Here is a 22,026-nt window from a genome sequence, read left to right on the forward strand (position 1 = left end):
TTCAGGTTAATCATAAATGGAGTTTTTTTATTAGTCCCATTCAAGCGCCCCTTTTTTCCATTCATATATAAATCCAATAGTTAGAATACCGAGAAAAATCATCATAGACCAGAATCCAAACCACCCCATATTACTGAAACTTAAGGACCAAGGAAGGAGAAAAACGAATTCCAGATCAAAAATAATAAAAAGAATAGCCACAAGATAAAAGCGTACATCGAATTTCATACGTGCATCATCAAAAGCGTTAAATCCACACTCATAAGGGGATAGTTTTTCATCGTCAGGTGCGCGAAAAGCAATTAAAAATGGTGAAATCAACAAGGCTATACAGATAAGAAAAGAAACGCCCATAAAAATAAAAACAGGTAAATATGAAGTAATCAATTGTTCCATGATTTTTTTAAGAGCTCCTTGTTAAAAACTGAACCAGAATTTTCATTTGAAATGCAAGTTTCAATTTTGTCAACTTCCTAATTCTTTAAATATGTAATTTTAAGTTTGTTGTTTGAACAATCTCCTAAAAGATCGCTAAAACTTTTCTTGACATATACTGAAACTTATTCTTATGAGAGAGAGTAATCTTTTAAAAAGTACTCGCGGGTGTAGCTCAGTTGGTTAGAGTGCCGGCCTGTCACGCCGGAGGTCGCGGGTTCGAGTCCCGTCACTCGCGCCATATCTGAAAGAAGGGCGATTAGCTCAGTTGGTAGAGCGCTTCGTTTACACCGAAGATGTCGGGAGTTCAAGTCTCTCATCGCCCACCAGAATACCAGACTAAGACTGAGCTAATCATCTGACAAATTCTGAGTACGAAATGTCCGATCTGTTTTGAACGGTAATAATTGAAACCGAGGTTCATCGTAAAATTATGGAGTAAGATCAAATAACTACTTGCAACTGACCAGCCAAACATCATTAATGGGATGTTCTAATGCATTGAGACTAGGGCTTTCAGCAACCATCCAACCCGTAAAGACTCGTCGGATTTGATTATCAAAAGTGATCTCGTCAATTTCAAGAAAAACCGTGGTTTTAGGTGGCTCGCTGATCGGACGAGAATAACATACACGTGGTGTAATTCGCAGTTGACCAAACCGAACTGTCTCGTTAATAGGTATGCTAAATTTTGTTATTCGACCGGTAATTTTATCGATTCCGTAAAGCATGGTAATCGGATTTTCGATCCCTTTCGCGATTGCTAGATAGGGAAAAAGGAAAAGGGTCAGAAAAAGCGGATTCACCAATAATTTAAGTGATGAGAAATATTGGTAAAGTCCTGAAATGGCTGAAAATTCTGGATATAGTATAAAATTGATAGAGAATCTTCTAGAGAATCTTCTAGGGAGTCCAGGCTTCATAATCGCCAGCGCCAGCATTCTCTTTTTTCTGACCTGCTATCGAAATGTTAGGATTATAGACTTGAGATCTCCCAGTCTTATTTTCCTTATTCTTATTATGTCTCATCTTCCCATTGCGTTCCCCATCCCCATGGTCCGTATTTGAAGGCACTAAATCTGTTCGATGGTGAATCCAGCTATGCCATCTTACAGGAATGCGAGTTGCCTCAATCGGCCCATGATAGATAACCCAACGTCGATCTTCGCAACTCTGGTAATAAGTATTACCGTCCTCATCTTTTCCTACTTTTTTCCCTTTACGCCAAGTAAAAAAACGAGTTCCCAGAGTTTGTCCATTCCACCAGGTAAAAATTTCTAATATGAACTTCCTCATAACAAATTATCTAAAGAGATAGAGGGGGCATTCTTCCCTAAAATTTTTATTAAGTCCACAGATCATACCTCTTATCCAAGATTCATCTTCTCTAAAAATCAGTAATTTATTATTGATAAATTAGAATTCTTCTCAGCATCTTGAATTCTAACCATGCAGAAAGATCAGACATCAATCCCTAACTTCTTGAAACCGAAATTTTGGCAGGGGCAGCAGGATTTGAACCCACGACCTACGGTTTTGGAGACCGCCGCTCTACCAACTGAGCTATACCCCTGCTGTCCAAAATAAATATTTCTACCGTGTATAAAATCTGTATTCAAGCCGTTTGATAAACTAGATCAGTAAATTTGCTTAGGATTCTTATTTATTGAATGAATTTAGATATGGAGGGCACGACCCTCAGAATCCAGTACGCTTTCATGCATCACTTCTGATAGAGTCGGATGAGGGAAAACAGTATTTATCAATTCCTCTTCAGTGGTTTCTAAATTCATTGCGACAACGAATCCCTGTATCAATTCAGTCACTTCAACCCCAATCATATGGACACCAAGCAATTGCCCATTATCAAGATCAAATATGGTTTTTATTAATCCTTCTGATTCCCCAAAAGCTAAGGCCTTACCATTTCCTGAAAATGGAAAGCGTCCTATCTTCACCTTCTTTCCTGCTTTTTGGGTTGCACCTTCTGTCATACCAAGATTAGCAATTTGCGGGTCACAATAAGTACATCCTGGTATCATCTCTTTATTCAAAGGACGGGGATTCAGTCCAGCTATCTTTTCAACACAAACTATACCCTCATGACTCGCTTTGTGTGCTAACATAGGCGAGCCTGCAATATCACCAATTGCGTAAATTCCTGGAACATTAGTAGCACCATAAGAATCAACTAATATGATATCATGGTCATGAGCAATGCCCAAATTATCAAGTCCTAACCCTTCGATATTTCCAACTACCCCAACAGCTGACACAATGTATTCAGCAGAGATATTCTTCGTTAATCCATCTTTGTCTTCTATGGTAGCTAGAATACTGTTATCCTCTTTTGAAAAAGAGATAACTTTTGAATCAAGAATTATCCTCACACCCTTTTTTTCAAATTGCTTCTTTACATGATCAGATATTTCTTGATCTTCAACCGGCATCACTTGATTCATTAACTCAATAACGGTGACAGTCGAACCCAAAGTGTTATAAAAGGAAGCAAGCTCCATGCCTATTGATCCAGATCCCATGATAATAAGCGATTTAGGTATGATCTTCGGAACAAGTGCTTCAAAATATGACCAGATTCTTTTACCATCAACTTCTATACCAGAAAGTTGCTTTGGACGGGCACCTGTCGCAATAATAACATGGTTCGCATGATAACTTCCCTCCCCTAATATTTTTTCAGGAACAGGATGCTGAAGGTGACGGTAAGAAGTCTTATTCGTAAATTTTGAAACCGTTATTTCACCCAATTTCGTGAGATGACCTTGTCCCCAGATGACATCGATTTTATTTTTTTCTAGCAAGAATCTAACTCCTTCATTAAGTTTTCTAGAAATAGAACGGGAGCGATTTACGATGTCCTTGATGTCGAAACTATGGTTTTCTACCTTCAAACCGAAACTTTTGGCATTGCTCATATATCGATAAATTTCAGCGGACCGAAGTAAAGCTTTGCTAGGAATACAGCCCCAATTGAGGCAAATACCCCCGAGATGTTCACGCTCAACAATGGCTGTTTTAAGGCCCAACTGAGCAGCTCGAATTGCTGCTACATAACCACCAGGTCCGGATCCAACAACAATCAAATCATAAAAGTAAGACATGAAAAACCTTATTAAAACAAGTGTATTATGAGGAAAGAGTGGAGGTTTCTTCCAAAAAGAAGAACTCTTCAGCAGTAATTGGCTGAGCACCAATAACTATAATCAACTCTTTTACTAATCCAGAATTATCATAAAAAATAACTAAGCTTAAGCTATCTCCATCAAATCAGCATCATTTCGGGTCTTTCAATATAATGTTTAAAACAGGATACAAGCTCCCCTCCTAACATACCATCAATAGCACGGTGATCAAAAGAAAAGTTGACTGACATCATTGTCCCAATAGCTAATTTGTTATCTTGAACAAAGGGTCGTTTTTCGCTTGCACCAATAGAAAGAATCGAGGCTTGAGGGGGATTAATAATTGAAGTAAATTCTCTAACTCCAAACATACCAAGATTGGAAACAGCTGTACAACCGCCTGAATATTCCTCCGGCCGTAATTGACGATTTCGTGCACGTGTTGCCATATCCTTGACCTCACCTGAAATAACAGAAAGAGTTTTAATATCTGCCTGACGTATAGTAGGGGTAAATAATCCATCTTCTACAGAAACTGCAACGCCAACATCCACATGTTTATGAAAAATGCGTTCAGTCTCAGTCCAGGAAACATTGGCAAGAGGGACTTTTGTTAAAGCCGTAGCTAGAGCTTTAATAACAAAATCATTGATTGAAATTTTATATAGAGGTTGATGATCATCTCCAATAGGAGATGCTATATTGAGCTCTTTCCGTAATGTGAGCAGATGATCTAACCTGCATTCGACCATAATAGAATAGAAAGGAATCGATATTGAACTCTCTGTTAGACGTTGAGCAATAGTTTTTCGCATATTGTCGTGCGTTCTCCTTTCAGAAATATTATCTTCTTTAAGGTGTGGAAGGGATGTGACAAGAGGAAGAGGACTGGGAACGCTCTCCTTTTCCCTAAGCGCATGATCTACATCTGACTTGATAATCCGCCCACGTGGACCCGAACCTATTACATTATGGAGGTTGATCCCGCTCTTTTTAGCAAGGCGACGCGCTAATGGAGAGACCAAACGGAAGTCGCTGTCTCCTAGACGCTGTTCAGATTTGACCTGCATTTGAGAATCAGAAATCATAGTTTCATCTTTATCAACGTCTAGAATAGGCATTTTGACAGTAGGGTCTATGATCACTGATAAAGGATCTTCTCCCTCTTCTGCCAAAATAGCAATAACCGTGTTGACTTTAACTCCAACCGAGCCTTCATCAACTAGAATCTGTGCAACAATCCCTTCATCGACCGTTTCGACTTCCATCGTAGCCTTATCTGTCTCTATTTCGGCGAGAACATCTCCAACGGATACGGTATCTCCAACTTTAACAATCCATTTACTCAAACTCCCTTCTTCCATTGTTGGAGAGAGCGCTGGCATTCTAACGTGTACACTCATGTCTTTTCTCCTGCATGGATTCAACTTTCATGGGTATCAATGTTACTTACGAACTCGAAAATATGAATCCTGACGATCACATTATAGAATCGAGGAGAATAAGGAGTTCGTTCAGGATAATTTAAATAGAAGATAGTCATTTATATGTGACCGCACGAACTGATTCGATAATCTCGTCTACACTAGGTAAAGCTAGCTTTTCAAGATTAGCAGCATATGGCATTGGGACATCTTTACCCGTTACCCGAAGGACAGGTGCATCCAGATAATCAAATGCATGATGCATGATTTGTGCCGCAATCTCAGCACCGATACCAGATTGTGGAAATCCCCCTTCAATAGTAACACAGCGATTAGTTTTGTAAATTGAAGATAACACGGATTCAATATCAAGAGGCCTAATGGTTCGAAGATCGACAATCTCTGCTGCAATACCAAATTCAGTCAAAATATTAGCGGCCTCTTCTGTATATCTCATCCCGATACCAAAGGTAACAAGTGTTACATCAGAACCTATTCGATGGATGCGTGCCTTACCAATAGGTAATACATAGTCATCAAGATCAGGAACATCAAAACTCTGATTATACAGAATTTCATTCTCTAAAAACACAACAGGATTGGGATCTCGAATGGCTGATTTTAACAAACCTTTCGCATCGGCTGCTGAATAGGGTGCAATCACCTTCAAACCAGGAATATGACCATACCAAGCCGCATAACATTGAGAATGTTGAGCACCTACTCGCGATGCCGCCCCATTAGGACCACGAAAAACTACTGGCACACTTACTTGACCACCTGACATATACAGGGTTTTTGCAGCTGAATTCACAATATGATCAATTGCCTGCATAGCAAAATTAAAGGTCATGAACTCTATGACTGGTCGTAACCCGACCATCGCTGAACCGGTTCCTAGTCCAGCAAAACCGTGTTCGGTAATAGGTGTATCTATAACCCTTTTTTTACCAAACTCGTCCAGTAATCCCTGAGTAACTTTGTAGGCGCCTTGATATTCTGCAACTTCTTCTCCCATCACGAAGACTCGATCATCGCGACGCATTTCTTCCGCCATCGCATCGCGTAGAGCTTCTCTAACGGTCATAGATGTATAGCTTGTTCCTATGAAACCATCAGGATCTTTTAATCCTTGCTTTTGTCCCTTCACTTGATCCTCACTACCGTATCCTCTTTTTCGACCATCCACTTTGCGAGAAGCACCTCAGACATGAATCATGATCCAGCTGGTTCACTCAGAATATCAGTGTAAAGTTCACTTGGATCGGGCTCTTGATCGCCTTGGGCAAGCTCTGCAGCTTTGGCTATGACTAAGCGAATGTCCTTATCTATCCCCCTTAACATCTCTTCAGTTGACCATTTTTTTTCTTGAATACGCTGCTTAACTCGCTCAATCGGGTCATTTTCTGCTCGCATTCTTTGTACCTCATCTCTAGTCCGATATTTTCCTGGATCCGACATTGAATGACCACGATAGCGATATGTTTGCATATCAAGTATAATGGGGCCGTTACCATCACGACACCATTTAATAGAAACTTCTCCTGCTGCTTGAACGGCCCGTAAATCCATACCATCTACTTCAATACCAGGAATATTGAAAGAAGAACCTCGTCGTGAAAATTCTGTTAAAGCAGAAGAACGAGAAACTGATGTCCCCATGGCATATTTATTATTTTCAATTATATAAACAACAGGTAAACTCCAAAGTTTAGCCATATTAAAACTCTCATAGACTTGGCCCTGATTAGAAGCACCATCTCCTAAATAAGTTAAGCAAACCTTTCTATTTTCGAGGTAATGATTACTAAATGCAATACCAGTCCCCAGTGAAACCTGGGCACCAACAATGCCATGACCACCATAAAAGTTTTTTTCTTTTGAAAACATATGCATTGACCCTCCCTTACCTCGTGAGTAGCCACTTCTTCTTCCAGTTAATTCTGCCATCACACCGTTTGGATTCATCCCACAAGCAAGCATATGACCATGATCACGATAGGCAGTAATGACCTGATCACCATCAGTTAATGCATTTTGCATTCCAACAACAATTGCCTCTTGTCCTATATACAGATGACAAAACCCACCAATTAATCCCATTCCATAAAGCTGACTTGCTTTCTCTTCAAACCGCCGGATCAACAGCATTTGCCGATAACCAAACAGTTCTTGAGACTTTGTAAAAGCAAGTGGTAAGGGCGCGGGAATAATCCCACCTTTTTCTTTTAAGATGGATATCGACTGGGCCGTTGTCACGTGAAGACTCCGATCCTTATCTTAGAATCATCAATCTCATTATCGATGATAGGGTTCCTTTCGCAATCCTTCGTGAAAATGAAAATTGTTCTCGGAAGAGAATTGGAAGGAAAGATATCACTATCAAAACTAAGCATGCTCTTTTCTAGTTTTCAAGTTAATTTTCATGATGAAACCATAATTCAGTTAAGCCCAATTATAGCCACCTCATCTTGACGTAACATATTAAGTTGTGAGCGTATATATTGATCAACCATGTCTTTTTCCATGCTACCATCACGTAGAAGAGCAATTCTTTTTTCTAATGCTTTGCACCTACGAATCTTTTTCTCAATTTTAAGCTCTAGCTCAGCAATGCGGAGGTCCATAAGACAAAGAGAGCGCAAACCATGTGGTCCATTAATAGCATGAAATCCAAAATAACTAAGCATCATTAGAGTCATAACAGGAGAAAGAAATCTACTCCAAAAATGTTTTTTTGTAGAATGAACCGCCATGGGAAGAAATAAACTATATAACACGAAATTCGCATCGTTCAGGTGAGATTGACCTTAAAAGGTAATACTGAAAGACCAGCATAAGATGCTTGTTTGCTCAATTCTTCTTCAATACGTAAAAGCTGATTGTACTTTGCTAAACGATCCGAGCGTGACAGAGAACCAGCTTTGATTTGCCTGCAATTCGTAGACACGGCTAAATCAGCAATGATACTATCCTCTGTTTCACCTGAACGATGAGAAATAATTACGGTATAAGAAGAGCGGTGCGCCATATCTACAGCATCGAAAGTTTCACTTAGCGTACCGATCTGATTAACTTTCACTAATATAGAATTAGCGATGCCCATCGATATCCCATTACATAAGCGCGTAGAGTTTGTGACAAATAAGTCATCACCCACAAGTTGGCAAGTGTTGCCTATGCTGCTAGTCAGTAACTTCCACCCTTTCCAGTCATCTTCAGCCATTCCATCTTCAATAGAAATAATAGGATAATGATTCACTAAATTAGCAAGATAAGCCGCGTTCTCTTCTGATGATAGAACACAACCTTCCCCTTTCATATCATATTTTCCATCGTTAAAATATTCTGTTGATGCACAGTCAAGAGCGATATAAATATCTTTTCCTGCTTCGTATCCCGCTCTTTCAATAGAAAGCATTATAAAATCAAGTGCTTCAATAGCTGATCTTAGACTCGGTGCAAATCCACCTTCATCGCCAACATTAGTATCATAACCTGCATGAAATAAGCTCTTTTTTAGTGTATGGAAAACTTCAGATCCCATTCGTATTCCCTCTTTAAATGAATGAGCTCCTACCGGCATAATCATAAATTCCTGGATATCGATTTGGTTATCAGCATGTTCCCCACCATTGATGATATTCATCATAGGAACCGGTAAAATATGGGCAAAGGGTCCGCCCAGATAGCGATAAAGAGGTAATCCTAATGCTTTTGAAGCAGCTCTTGCATTCGCCATCGAAACCCCTAAAATTGCATTCGCTCCAAGATTCTTCTTGTTACTGGATCCATCGAGTTCAGTCATGGCTGAATCAACGGAAATCTGATCTTCTGCTTGTAACCCACAAATTTCTTCAAAAATCTTTTCATTTACAGCCTTTAAAGCTTTTTCAACTCCCTTACCAAGATAGCGTTCATCACCATCGCGCAGTTCTATAGCTTCATGTGAACCTGTAGAAGCCCCAGATGGTACAGCTGCACGTCCCAAAGATCCATCTTCTAAGATCACATCAACCTCAATCGTTGGAGTCCCTCGGCTATCAAGAATTTCTCGGGCATGGATATCAATAATTTTGGTCATTTTAATATGCTCCTCAAGCGTTAAGCATTCATTTCGGCTAGTTGAGTGACAATTTCTTCTGTGCCTCTTAACTGTTTTTCTGGTGTAGAGTAGTTCCGTTTTAAAATGAGTGATTGATCAGGACGAATTTTTGCTAAATTCTCCTGTTTTTTAATCCACTGGACCAATAAAAAAGGATTCGGAAATTCTTGATTACGGAAATGAATAACGATTCCTTTCTCTCCAACATCTAGTTTCTCAATATTGGCTTTTTTGCATAAAGACTTAATTAACATAATCTTAAGGAGATGATCAACTTCAGGCGGGAGTGTACCAAAACGGTTCACTAACTCATCTGCGAAAAGGTTAATTTTTTCTGCACAGTTCAAATTGGCTAGCTGATGATAGAGAGTCATGCGTAAAGTCAGGTCTGGTACATAAGATTCAGGAATTAAAATCGCTGTTCTTACTACTATTTTCGGCGACCAAGGATCTGAAATATCTTTACCCTCCTTTAGTTCAGAAATAGCCTCTTCGAGCATTTTTTGATACAGTTCATAACCAACTTCATGTACCTGACCAGATTGCTCTTTACCCAAAAGATTTCCTGATCCCCTGATATCTAGATCGTGGTTCGCCACCTCAAAATTAGCCCCAAGTGTATCCAAAGATTGGAAAATTTTAAGCCTTCGATCGGCTGAGACTGTTAAAACTTTATCTGGCGTCAGGGTCATAAAAGCATAAGAAGGTACTTTGGATCTACCAATACGTCCGCGCATCTGATACAATTGAGAGAGACCAAACATATCAGATCGATGCACAATCATTGTATTAGCTGTTGGGATATCGAGACCAGATTCCACAATAGGAGTTGATAGCAAAATATCATACCGACCTTCGTAAAACGCATTCATAACATCTTCTAATTCACCCCGATGCATGGTTCCGTGAGCAAGAGCGACTTTTAGTTTTGGTACATGTTCAGCTAAAAATGCCTCCCTCCCCCGAAGATCACAGAGACGCGGACAAATATAAAAGCTTTGTCCTCCTCGAGAATTCTCACGCAATAGAGCATCACGCACAACAAAAGAATCAAAAGGGATCACAACGGTCTTCACAGCTATGCGATCGATCGGAGGCGTTTTGATCAATGACAAATCACGAACACCGGTAAGCGCTAATTGCAGTGTTCTCGGTATAGGTGTAGCGGAAAGTGTAAGAACATGAACTCCAGATCGTAACTCTTTTAACCGTTCTTTTTGTTTTACACCAAATCTCTGTTCTTCATCGATAACGATAAGACCCAGGCGTTTGAAATAAAAATATTTTTCTAGAATCGTATGGGTTCCTACAATGATATCAATTGAACCATCTTTTGCACCCTCCCGGGCCTGAGATAAGGCCTTACCTCCTACCAACCGTGATGCTTGAGTAATTGTTAACGGTAAACCGTGAAATCGATCGATAAAGGTTTTATAATGTTGTCTCGCCAGCAAAGTTGTGGGAACGATAACGGCTATTTGATAACCTGCCATCGCTATTAAAAAAGTAGCTCGAAGGGCAACTTCAGTTTTCCCAAAACCAACATCACCACACACAAGCCGATCCATTGGATAACCAGAAGCTAAATCCTTGAGCACAGAGTTGATGGCATTCATTTGATCTTCCGTTTCCTCATGCGGGAAGCGTGCAGTGAAGTCATCGTATAAACCATCTGGGATCGTAACAGACTTCGTTTTAAGCATATGCCGTTCAGCCGCAACTTGAATAAGCTGTTTTGCCAGATCCAGAATCCGTTTTTTGACTTTCGATTTACGTGCCTGCCAGGTTGCTCCACCTAACCGGTCCAGCAAGACTTGGGAGTGACTGGATCTATAACGTGATAACAGCTCAATATTTTCTACTGGCAAGTATAGTTTATCATTTCCATGATAATGAAGCTCTAAGTAGTCATGAGCTATACCAAGAGTTTCAATAGCAATAAGACCATGAAATCGCGCAATCCCATGTTCAATATGAACTACAATATCGCCTGAGTAAAAACTCGAAACTTCTGAGTTTCGATCAGAAGTTTCGAGTCCTTGTCCTTTATATTTCATTGAATTCAAACCCCGTCAGTAAGACTAATAATGGAAAAAGAAATTACCGAAAGTGTCAAAGATTGTATTTCATTCCAATCACTGATTCTCATAGAGTTAGTATGACCAGCCTCTTGGAGAGATTGAGGTTAAACAGGCCCTTGAGTCTCCAACGATCACAAGATGCTTTTGAATAGAGAAACAAGATTCTGTCCTTTTTTTCTAACAAAAAATGAATATTTAATTGAAGAATATTCGTTGGGCTTTGTCGCTCATGCTCATGAAGTTTTCTCTAAATGGAATTGCTTGATTAAGTCTAATACATCTGAATTCCATTTTGGTATTGATGTTGAATGAGACTGGAATTGAGAAAGGGAAAGATTAGGATTCTTCATTAATTGTTCAAGCTGATCGAGATGATCATCATTTAATATTGCAATGGTCTGATTTACAAAATGACCTAGAATATAGTCGAATTCACATGTACCAAGATGCCAAGCACGGTACAAAATTCGTTTACGTCGATGATCCAAATCAGAACTGCTCCGTATCATTGTTTTCACAAGGATAATCCCACTTTTGTGTTATCTCTTAATCATCTGAGTACATTTTGATGAAAGACTAGTCCATTACTAGGTGATCACTGACTCATACCCAACTGAAAAAGAAAATGCCAACAGTAATCATTTTTTTTCAGTGGAGACTTTATGGATCCATGTTAAAGCTACTTCTCATGGAAGAGGGAAAGTTTGAAGATGAGATTCATTAAGATTCCTTATCTTTAGGCACAGATTGATTCTTAGTACCTTTAAATTCAGGAGAGACAAGACCAGCAGAAATGACAAGTTTAGCAGCTTCTTCAACTGTCATATCTAATTGAATAACATCCTTGGTTGGAACGAATAATAAAAACCCTGAAGTCGGGTTTGGCGTAGTCGGAAGAAATACGCTTATTGTTTTTTCTGCCTTATCTTCTAATCTTTCTTGTATTTCACCGAGAGTATCGGTTGCAACAAAGGCAAGAACCCATAAGCCACGACGTGGATATTCAATCAAGACAACATTTTTCAAAATGTTAGCATTATCTCTAAAAACCATCTCGAATATCTGCTTCAACGCAGAGTAAACATTCCGAATAACAGGCATTCTAGACATCAAAAATTCACCATAAGAAACAATCGATCGACCGATCAGATTGGCTGTCATAAAGCCAACAATCGTGATTATGATAATCGCAACAATAAGACCGAAACCAGGAATGCTGACATCAAAATAAGAGTCGGGGTTATAGATATCTGGAAGATAAGGTTTGACCCAGCTATCAACCCATTGAACAAGCGTCCATGTTAGATAGGTAGTAATAGCAAGCGGCGCACAAATGACTAACCCCGTAAAGAAATAATTACGAAGACGAGCCGCAGAAGATATCTTGGAGGCTCTTGGATATTTTTTTCGTTCTCTTAGCACAAGTAATTACACGTCTCTATTATCTCAATCATCTCAGGTGATAGAGTAGAATTTTCAAAAATAAACTTCTACTCCACAGTTACTGATTTAGCTAGGTTTCTAGGTTGATCAATATCTGTTCCCATTATCACTGCTGTATGATAGGCTAACATCTGGACTGGTAAAGAATAAACAATTGGTGTTGCAATTTCTGGCATATCTGGCATAATAATTTTCTTATCTAAATCTAGACCGCATTCGGATGCGCCGCGTTTGTTTGTGATCAGGATAATCTCTCCTCCTCTAGCAACAACTTCCTGCATATTGGATACTGTTTTTTCATATATATGATCATAAGGAGCAATCACTATAATTGGCATTTCCTCATTAATGAGGGCAATGGGCCCATGCTTTAATTCACCTGCCGCATAGCCTTCCGCATGAATATAAGAAAGTTCTTTTAACTTCAAAGCACCCTCAAGTGCTAGAGGATAATTAGTGTCACGCCCAAGATAGAGAACGTGTTTTTTATGAGCTAAACTATGGGCGATTTTAACAATTTCATGTTCTAACTTTAAGACCTCATAGGCAAGGTGAGGAATTTCAGATAATTCGCGAACAAACTGCTTCTCTCTTATTCGATCGATGTGACCACGCCTGACACCAGCGATGATTGACAAGATAGCAAGTACAGATAACTGACACGTGAAAGCCTTTGTTGATGCCACAGAAATTTCTGGTCCTGCAAGTGTTGAAACCACAAAGTTAGATGAACGTGCAATTGTGGATTCCTTGACATTAACGATCGCTGCCAAATTCTGACCCTGCTCTTCGCAAAATTTCAAACTTGCAAGTGTATCAGCAGTCTCACCAGATTGAGAAATAAAAATAGACAAACCACCAGGAGACATAGGTATATTACGATAACGAAATTCAGAAGCAATATCGATCTCAACAGGGAGTCGAGCGTGTCGTTCAAACCAATATTTTGAAATAAGACCTGCGAGAAACGCAGTACCACAGGCTGTAATGAACAACCGATCTAGATGAGTAAAGGGGGGCAAGTTCTCTTTGCTCAGATCGACCCTCTCTTCGTTAAAATCGATATAGCTAGAAAGTGTATGACCAATAACCTCAGGTTGTTCATAAATTTCTTTCAGCATGAAATGACGGTAACTACCTTTTTCCACCTTCAAAGAGGATCCTAAAGACACTTGCTCATTACGACTCACAAGGTTACGATGCATATCAAATATTTCAGCAGATTGGGATTTTATGATCGCCCAGTCTCCATCATCAAGATATGTAATTCGATTTGTAAAAGGTGCAAGCGCCACGGCATCTGAACCTAGATACATTTCTTTTTCACCATAACCTATTGCTAACGGAGGGCCTCTGCGACCTGCAACCATTAAATTATCTTCACCTTCAAAAACAAGAGCAAGAGCAAAAGCTCCATGCAAGCGAAGGAGTGCCTGATAAGCCGCTTCTTTAGGGGTTAGCCCTTTCTTTAAACCACTGGAGACAAGATGGGCGATTACCTCTGTGTCTGTTTGAGAAGAAAATGAAAAACCTTCATACTCTAGCTCAAATCTTAATTCGCGAAAATTTTCAATAATACCATTGTGAACAACCGCTACACCTTCTGAAAAATGAGGATGAGCATTGTCCGTAATGGGTGCACCATGGGTTGCCCAGCGTATGTGACCAATGCCAATTGTTCCTCGCAAAGGACATGCTTTGAGTAGCTTTTCTAGATTAATCAGCTTCCCTTCAGATCGTCTTCTCTCGAGAGATCCTTCTTGAAGAGTCGCAATACCAGCTGAATCATAACCGCGATATTCAAGGTGTTTCAAAGCATGAAGAATCAAAGAAGAAACCGGGCGAGCACTCACAATACCAATAATTCCACACATCTAATTTTGACCTTTAAATTTTAGAGTTAGTTAAATTGGTTTTCTTCAAAAAATCTTTGTCTGCTAAACATGAAAGAGTCTTAAGAATTAGGTTAGTCGTTTCAAATCAGTTTGAACAAGTAGCGAACAATTTATGATCTGAATTTCTTAGCTTTATTGCGGTTGCGCAAGAATTTAGCATAGCCTTCTTTATTGATCTGATCATTGCGTTCAATTGCGAGTGTGTCTTCAGAAACATCCTTATAAATTATACTTCCTGCACCTGTATTAGAACGAGATCCAACTTTAAGAGGGGCAACTAGTGAAGTGTTGGATCCAATAAATACATCTTCGCCAATAACTGTTTTGTATTTGCTATATCCATCATAATTGCAAGTAATTGTTCCTGCCCCTACATTGGTCCTGCTCCCAATCTCAGAATCCCCGACATAAGAAAGATGATTAATCTTTGCATAAGGCCCCACATAAGTCGTTTTTGTTTCTACAAAGCATCCAACTCTGACTCCTTCATCAATCCGTGTATCAGAGCGCAAACGAGCATAAGGCCCAATCACTGCATTCGAACCTACACGAGCACCTTCCAGATAGCTGAAGGCACGAATTTTGGCACCAGACATAACTAATACATTTTCTCCAAAAATAACATTTGGTTCGATGGTAACATCAGGATAAACAACAGTATCATGAGATAAAACAACAGTATCAGGTGCAGACATTGAAACCCCTGACATCAACAATTCTCTCCGGCGACGGAATTGCCATCTCTGCTCAGCATGAGCAAGCTGAACACGGTCATTAACACCAAGTATTTCTTCTTCGTCAACATCAAGTGCATGGACACGCAATCCCATATTAATGCCAACTTCTACAGCATCAGTAAGATAATATTCCTTTTGAGAATTGTTTTTTTTTATTTCCTCGAGGATATCGAGGATATATGGGAATTTAAAAATCATTATCCCACTGTTGCAGTAGGTTATTTTTTTTTCTTTCTCTGATGCATTCTTGTGCTCTATGATGGAAGTTAATTTTCCCCCTTGCATGACCATTCTCCCATATCCAAATGGTTTGCAAGTTTCAAATCCCAGAACAGATAAATCTGAACCTTGAGCTACAGACTTTCTTGCACGATTAATTGTATTTGGTGTAATCAAGGGGACATCCCCATAAAGAATCAGAACCTCATTAAAATTACTGCTCATTAATTCACGTGCAGCAAGAACAGCATGGGCCGTTCCCAATCGTTCATTTTGAATGTGTATTGTTGACATTTCATTTGCCCGACGAGCACATTCGCCTACGAGCTCCGATTTTTCTCCAACAACAACAGCAGTATGACTAATACCAGCTAGCTTTGCCGATCTAATAACATGAGCTACCATTGGTAATCCTGCAATCGGATGAAGAACCTTGGGTAGGTCTGACTTCATACGTTTTCCATCTCCGGCAGCTAAAATAACAGCCAAACAATCTGTGCTCATACAATAACCTAACAAAAGGATCTAAACCAGAAAGACCTAAAAGACCTAGATGTTAATTCCAATCCTTATTCAAAGAAATGAGTATCAATTGATCATTTCATGGATTGATTTTCTGATCAGAAGAAAAAATTATTCAGACAACTATCCTCTTTTAATTCTATAAAAGTCATTCATCAAGTCGGCATATAAGGGGAATATGCGATCACCTTAGATATATCATTTTAGATCTCTCTAAAATGCATAACGGTACTGACTTGACTTTCTTTCTTTAACATGGCCAAAGACATCATGATCATGATAGTACCTGACTGTGCAACAAATTTTTTAGGAACTCTTTATGCATCATTATCGTAGTCATACTTGTGCTGACCTTCGTACATCTCATGTTGGCATGAGGATCCGTCTATCGGGTTGGGTGCATCGAATCAGGGATCACGGTGGAGTCCTCTTCATAGATCTTCGAGATCATTACGGCATGACTCAGATTGTTGTCAATTCTGATTGCGATGGGCTTCTCAGCGCAGAAAAGGTGCGACCTGAATGGGTTATTCAGATTGATGGCTATGTAGAATCCCGTACTCCTAATACTCGAAATCCTAACTTACCAACGGGTGAGATTGAAGTGTGTGCAATCAGTATGAAAATTCTTTCGAGAGCATCTGATCTTCCACTGCCAGTTTTTGGTGAACCTGACTATCCTGAAGATATCCGTCTGAAATATCGGTTTCTTGATTTACGCCGTGAAACAATACACCGTAATTTGATACGCCGTCAAAATATTATTCATGATCTTCGCTCCCGTATGCATGAGGCTGGGTTTAATGAATTCTCAACACCCATTCTAACGGCTTCTTCACCGGAGGGTGCTCGTGACTTTCTAGTACCAAGCCGTATACATGCAGGGCAGTTTTATGCACTACCACAAGCCCCACAACAATATAAACAGCTAATCATGATTTCTGGATTCGATCGTTATTTTCAAATTGCACCCTGCTTTAGAGACGAAGATCCAAGAGCGGACCGTTTATCAGGAGAATTTTATCAACTCGACCTTGAAATGAGCTTCATTGAACAAGAAGATCTTTGGATAACATTCGAACCAATTTTAAAGGACTGTTTTAAAAAATTCGCTGAAGGGAAGAGAGTAACACCCCAATTCCCGCGTATTCCTTACAAGGAAGCAATTCGTAAATATGGTACCGATAAACCTGATCTACGAAATCCTATTCAGATGCAGGATATGACAGAGTTTTTTCGTGACTCAGATCTCAAAGTCTTTTCAGAAATGATTGAAAGCGATCCTAATGTAGAAGTGTGGGCTATCCCTGTTAAAGGAGGAGGAAGTCGAAAATATTGCGATCGAATGAATTCATGGGCCCAGAAAAAGGGTCAGTCCGGAATGGGGTATATCCTGTGGCGTGAATTAGGAGGAAGATTGGAGCCAACCGGTCCCATTACTAAAAATATAGGTGAAGAGAGAACAGAATCGATAAGAATGAAACTTGGTCTTGAGATTGGTGATTCTGTCTTTTTTATAGCTGGTCTTCCCAAAAATTTTATATCTTTTGCTGCTGAAGCAAGAAACAAGGCGGCAACAGATGCTAAGTTAATTGACGAAAACAGCTATGAGTTTTGTTGGATTACTGATTTTCCATTCTATGAGTGGGATGAAGAGAATAAAAAAGTCAATTTTTTTCATAACCCTTTTTCAATGCCAAAAGGTGGGATTAAGGCCTTAGAAAACAAAGATCCTTGTTCTATTTCTGCGATGCAGTTCGATCTAGTCTGTAATGGTTTTGAAATAGGATCAGGTGGTATTCGTAATCATCTTCCACATATTATGGTCAAAGCCTTTGAGATCGTTGGTCTTTCAAAAGATAAAGTCAAAGAGCATTTTGGTGGAATTTATCGCGCTTTTCAATATGGAGCGCCACCTCATGGTGGTATGGCTGCTGGCATAGACCGAATCGTTATGTTACTTTGTGGTGCTAAAAATCTACGTGAGGTCACCATGTTTCCTATGAATCAACAATCAAAGGATCTTCTGATGGATGCACCCAGTGATGTAGATAAAAAGCAATTAAGTGATCTGCATATACGATTGATTTCATAAAGTTAACTTTATAAATCTGAATCATGAATCTTCTCTACAGAGACTACGTTTTCTCCACCTGTTGTTCTAAAAACACGCACGCCTTTGCTAATTCGACTAGCTATACGGATATTATCAACAGGAACGCGGATCAATTGGCCAGTATTAGATACCAGCATAATCTGATCTGTATCATCGACAGGAAATGCTGAAACCAAACAACCAATTTCAGAAATTTTAGATTGATCTATTATCTTAACACCTTTTCCACCTCTATTGGAAACTCGGAAATCATAACTAGAAGATCGCTTTCCAAAACCCTTTTCGGTGATCGTCAAAATGAATTGCTCTGATGTTTTCATGGCACTCAAGCGCTCCATATTGATATCATACTCAGTTTTTTTGACCTCTTTAGCGCTGACAGAAGCAATATCTTCTTCTAAATTTAAATTATGGAGATTCAAATCTCCTTGCTTCAGATATGTAATTCTCTCAGATGCGTTAGCATCAAAATGCTGGATAATAGCCATTGAAATGACATGATCATTCTTTCCCAGCTGAATGCCTCGTACACCGACAGAGTGACGACAAGAGAAAACACGAACATCAGAAACAGTAAACCGTATTGCCTGACCCATCGCAGTTGTAAGTAAGACATCATCATGTACTGAACATGTTGCAACATTAACGATTTCATCATGATCCTCTAATTTCATGGCTATTTTACCATTTTTATTGATCGTTGTAAAATCAGATAATTTGTTCCGTCGTACTTTACCTGACTTAGTCGCAAATAACACATCACGATTTTCCCAAGAATTTTCATCTTCTGGAAGCGGCATAATTGTAGTCATATTCTCTCCAGGCTCCAATGGTAGAAAATTGATCAATGATTTGCCTTTTGCATGCGGGAGAGCTAAAGGTAATTTCCAAACCTTCAACTTGTAGACAAGCCCCCTTGATGAAAGGAAGAGCACTGAAGTATGTGTATTAGCGATAAATAAATGGGTAACAAAATCTTTGTCTTTCGTGCTCATACCAGAGCGACCTTTGCCTCCACGTTTTTGAGAACGATAGGCTACTAAAGGAACTCGCTTGACATAACTGCTATGACTAACAGTAATAACCATTTCTTCTTTAGCAATAAGATCTTCATCATCAACATCAAAAACGCAATCAATAATTTCTGTTTTTCTTGGCATACCAAACTGATTACGAACAGCGATCAGTTCATCTTTGATGATTGACTGAATTCGGATACGTGAAGATAAAATATCAAGATAATCGCGAATTTCTATACCAATATCATTCAGTTCATCAGCAATCTCATCTCCACCAAGGGCAGTGAGACGTTGAAGACGGAGATCAAGAATAGAACGGGCTTGCTCTTCAGAGAGAAGATAAGTATCCTCATCACTGAGGTGGTATCTTGGATCATCAATTAATGTAACTAATGGTCCCATATCTTTAGCGAGCCAACGGCGTTCCATTAATTTAGATCGTGCTGTTAAAGAATCCGATGCCGAACGAATGAGAACAATAATTTCATCAATATTAGCGACAGCAATTGCAAGACCCACTAAAATATGCGCACGATTACGAGCTCTATGGAGAAGATATTTTATCCTACGTGTCACTATCTCTTCACGAAAAGAGATAAAAGCATTTAGAAGATCGATGAGATTCATCTGAAGGGGTTTACCGTCACTCAAGACAACAATGTTACAACTAAACGATGTTTGAAGTGTCGTGAACCGATACAATTGGTTTAATACTACATCAGCTACTGCATCCCGGCGTAGCTCGATCACAACTCGATATCCATGACGATCAGACTCATCTCGGATATCAGTAATATCTTCTATACGTTTATCACGCACGAGCTCTGCAATCTTCTCAACCATTGTTGCCTTATTTACTTGATAAGGAATCTCAGTGATAATGATTGCCTGTCTCCCTCCGACCAAAGTATCGATATTCACTTTCCCACGAATCAATATGGAGCCATAACCCTTCTCATAAGTTAAGCGAATTCCACTATGTCCTAATATTTGACCCCCGGTAGGAAAGTCTGGTCCCGGAATGAGTTCCAATAGACGGTTCAGTTCCGTCTTCGGATTATCGATAAGTTCTAAACATCCTGCGATAACTTCGTTAAGGTTATGCGGGGGTATATTGGTTGCCATGCCAACTGCAATACCTCCTGCACCATTAACCAACAAATTAGGATAAGATGCGGGCAATACGATGGGTTCGCGTTCACGAGAATCATAATTGGCTTGAAAAGGGACCGTTTCTTTCTCGATATCAGCAAGAAGAACACTAGAAATTTTCTCTAGACGACATTCTGTATAGCGCATTGCTGCAGGCCTGTCACCGTCGATAGAACCAAAATTTCCTTGTCCGTCGATTAAGGGAGCCCCCATAGAAAAATCTTGTGTCATCCGCACCAGTGCATCATAAATAGAAGCATCACCATGGGGATGAAATTTCCCCATAACTTCACCGACAACACCCGCAGATTTTCGATAATCTTTTGAACTATCTAGTCCCATTTTGTGCATTGCATAGAGAATACGGCGATGAACCGGTTTAAGTCCATCACGGACATCAGGCAAAGCGCGACTCACTACAACGCTCATCGCATAATCGAGATAAGAGCGCTGCATCTCATCAACTATAGAGATTGATTGATATCCTGCTACATTTTTATCATTTAATTGAGATCTAATGTTATCACCCGTTTCAACAGGTGAAATTTTATTTTCTGGAATGTATTCAGCGACCAAAAGAATAGCCCTTTCAAGGAAAAAGTAGAGAATCATTACTTATTTCTTAATTTATAAGATCTTCGATTACAGAGCAAATATGCAATGGTATTTGCGTTATCTTTTGAAATTAAAAACTAAATAAAGGAACATTTTACATTCAAATCATTTGAGAGTTCATTCTTAAGAATGATTGTCATTTTTTAGAAACTGATTATAAGAGACTATCATGTATTTTTACTCCACTAGCTTCTGTCTTTAAAAAGGCTTCTCCGCAGGCTTTAGATAAAGTTCGAACACGTAAAATATAGCTTTGGCGCTCAGTAACTGAAATGACACCACGGGCATCCAGCAAATTAAAAATATGGCTGGCTTTAATGCACTGATCATAGGCCGGATGAGCCATCACGATAGGATATCCTTTTTTCGGATCAATGGGATGAGAATCAAGAATTCGGCCACACTCTAGTTCAGCATCTTCAAAATGTTTAAGCAAGGTATTTGTGTTAGCGACATCAAAATTCCAACGTGAATATTCACGTTCGGTTTGCCTAAATAAATCTCCGTAACTGATACGTTCATTGCCAAGCCCCCCATTGAAATTTAAATCATAAACATTATCGACATTCTGAAGATACATAGCCAACCGTTCAAGACCGTAAGTTAGTTCTCCAGAAACAGGAGAACATTCATGACAACAAATTTTCTGGAAGTATGTAAACTGTGATATTTCCATGCCATCGCACCATACTTCCCATCCAAGCCCCCACGCCCCCAAGGTGTGGCTTTCCCAATCATCTTCTACAAAACGGAGATCATGCAATCCTGGATCAATGCCAATAGCTTTCAATGAGCCAATATAAATTTCCTGAATGTCAAGCGGAGATGGTTTTAACAACACCTGATATTGATAATAATGGTGCAGACGGTTCGGATTCTCACCATAGCGACCATCTCTTGGTCGACGTGATGGTTGAACATAGGCTGCATTCCACTTTTGTGGCCCTAAAGCCCTTAAAGTCGTTGATGGATGGAATGTCCCTGCCCCCACTTCTATGTCATAGGGCTGCAGAAGAATACAACCATACTCTCTCCAATAATGATGTAGATTTAGAATCAATTCTTGGAATGAATGTTGAGAGGCATATCTCATAATAGCATTATTTTTACAGATTTTTTA

At 39.4% G+C, this 22,026-nt stretch carries 14 protein-coding genes, 3 tRNA genes and 3 pseudogenes; 3 read left to right on the forward strand and 17 right to left on the reverse strand.

Features of this window, described 5'->3' with window-relative positions; all coding sequences use genetic code 11:
* Positions 1–30 precede the first annotated feature (30 nt).
* Positions 31–396 carry an NADH-quinone oxidoreductase subunit A gene (locus AAGD37_RS02350; protein ID WP_341759977.1) on the reverse strand — a complete coding sequence of 122 codons (366 nt, stop codon included), beginning with the start codon at positions 394–396 and terminating at the stop codon, positions 31–33.
* Positions 397–599: 203 nt separating this feature from the next.
* Here AAGD37_RS02350 and AAGD37_RS02355 point away from each other — a divergent pair.
* Both AAGD37_RS02355 and AAGD37_RS02360 read left to right on the forward strand, forming a co-directional pair.
* A tRNA-Asp gene (locus AAGD37_RS02355) sits at positions 600–676 on the forward strand.
* 12 nt (positions 677–688) lie between these two features.
* Positions 689–764, forward strand: a tRNA-Val gene (locus AAGD37_RS02360).
* Positions 765–887: 123 nt separating this feature from the next.
* On the opposite strand, the gene AAGD37_RS02365 is transcribed toward AAGD37_RS02360, so the two are convergent.
* The 14 genes and pseudogenes from AAGD37_RS02365 to glmU form a co-directional block, all read right to left on the reverse strand.
* Positions 888–1,376, reverse strand: a complete 489-nt coding sequence (locus AAGD37_RS02365; protein ID WP_341759978.1) for a DUF2155 domain-containing protein — start codon at positions 1,374–1,376, stop codon at positions 888–890.
* Complete coding sequence (locus AAGD37_RS02370; protein ID WP_341759979.1) at positions 1,339–1,731, reverse strand: NADH:ubiquinone oxidoreductase subunit NDUFA12; 393 nt, start codon at positions 1,729–1,731, stop codon at positions 1,339–1,341. Before AAGD37_RS02370 ends, AAGD37_RS02365 begins: the two co-directional genes overlap by 38 nt.
* A 201-nt stretch (positions 1,732–1,932) precedes the next feature.
* A tRNA-Trp gene (locus AAGD37_RS02375) sits at positions 1,933–2,008 on the reverse strand.
* A 103-nt stretch (positions 2,009–2,111) separates the two neighbouring features.
* A complete protein-coding gene (gene lpdA, locus AAGD37_RS02380) occupies positions 2,112–3,557 on the reverse strand; it encodes a dihydrolipoyl dehydrogenase (protein WP_341759980.1) in 1,446 nt (481 codons plus the stop codon).
* 161 nt (positions 3,558–3,718) lie between these two features.
* On the reverse strand, positions 3,719–4,981 hold the full coding sequence (locus AAGD37_RS02385; protein WP_341759981.1) for a dihydrolipoamide acetyltransferase family protein: 1,263 nt from the start codon (positions 4,979–4,981) through the stop codon (positions 3,719–3,721).
* Positions 4,982–5,117: 136 nt separating this feature from the next.
* A pseudogene (locus AAGD37_RS02390) lies at positions 5,118–6,125 on the reverse strand (pyruvate dehydrogenase complex E1 component subunit beta); the annotation flags it as partial.
* Between the two features lie 92 nt (positions 6,126–6,217).
* Positions 6,218–7,261, reverse strand: coding sequence for a pyruvate dehydrogenase (acetyl-transferring) E1 component subunit alpha (gene pdhA / locus AAGD37_RS02395; RefSeq protein WP_341759982.1), 1,044 nt, complete (start codon positions 7,259–7,261; stop codon positions 6,218–6,220).
* A gap of 182 nt (positions 7,262–7,443) precedes the next feature.
* Positions 7,444–7,782: an FtsB family cell division protein gene (locus AAGD37_RS02400; RefSeq protein ID WP_341759983.1), complete on the reverse strand. Its 339-nt coding sequence runs from the start codon at positions 7,780–7,782 to the stop codon at positions 7,444–7,446.
* 14 nt (positions 7,783–7,796) lie between these two features.
* Positions 7,797–9,086, reverse strand: coding sequence for a phosphopyruvate hydratase (gene eno, locus AAGD37_RS02405; RefSeq protein WP_341759984.1), 1,290 nt, complete (start codon positions 9,084–9,086; stop codon positions 7,797–7,799).
* A 20-nt stretch (positions 9,087–9,106) separates the two neighbouring features.
* A pseudogene (gene mfd, locus AAGD37_RS02410) lies at positions 9,107–11,122 on the reverse strand (transcription-repair coupling factor); the annotation flags it as partial.
* A 299-nt stretch (positions 11,123–11,421) separates the two neighbouring features.
* Entirely contained in the window at positions 11,422–11,697 is a 276-nt protein-coding gene (locus AAGD37_RS02415) for a succinate dehydrogenase assembly factor 2 (RefSeq protein ID WP_341760655.1), read from the reverse strand.
* Between the two features lie 211 nt (positions 11,698–11,908).
* Positions 11,909–12,610 (reverse strand): DUF502 domain-containing protein, encoded by a 702-nt coding sequence (locus AAGD37_RS02420; RefSeq protein ID WP_341759985.1) that lies wholly within the window; start codon positions 12,608–12,610, stop codon positions 11,909–11,911.
* Positions 12,611–12,678: 68 nt separating this feature from the next.
* Positions 12,679–14,505: a glutamine--fructose-6-phosphate transaminase (isomerizing) gene (glmS, locus tag AAGD37_RS02425; RefSeq protein ID WP_341759986.1), complete on the reverse strand. Its 1,827-nt coding sequence runs from the start codon at positions 14,503–14,505 to the stop codon at positions 12,679–12,681.
* Between the two features lie 131 nt (positions 14,506–14,636).
* Entirely contained in the window at positions 14,637–15,986 is a 1,350-nt protein-coding gene (glmU, locus tag AAGD37_RS02430) for a bifunctional UDP-N-acetylglucosamine diphosphorylase/glucosamine-1-phosphate N-acetyltransferase GlmU (protein WP_341759987.1), read from the reverse strand.
* A 337-nt stretch (positions 15,987–16,323) separates the two neighbouring features.
* Between glmU and aspS the strand changes: the two genes are divergently transcribed.
* Positions 16,324–18,099 (forward strand): aspartate--tRNA ligase, encoded by a 1,776-nt coding sequence (gene aspS / locus AAGD37_RS02435; protein WP_341759988.1) that lies wholly within the window; start codon positions 16,324–16,326, stop codon positions 18,097–18,099.
* 14 nt (positions 18,100–18,113) lie between these two features.
* Here the strand turns inward: aspS and gyrA are convergent.
* A pseudogene (gene gyrA, locus AAGD37_RS02440) lies at positions 18,114–20,747 on the reverse strand (DNA gyrase subunit A); the annotation flags it as partial.
* Between the two features lie 313 nt (positions 20,748–21,060).
* On the reverse strand, positions 21,061–21,999 hold the full coding sequence (locus AAGD37_RS02445) for a glycine--tRNA ligase subunit alpha (protein ID WP_341759989.1): 939 nt from the start codon (positions 21,997–21,999) through the stop codon (positions 21,061–21,063).
* Positions 22,000–22,026: the final 27 nt, after the last annotated feature.

The organism is Candidatus Endowatersipora endosymbiont of Watersipora subatra (assembly GCF_964026585.1).
Lineage (GTDB): Bacteria > Pseudomonadota > Alphaproteobacteria > Rhizobiales > Rhizobiaceae > Pseudahrensia.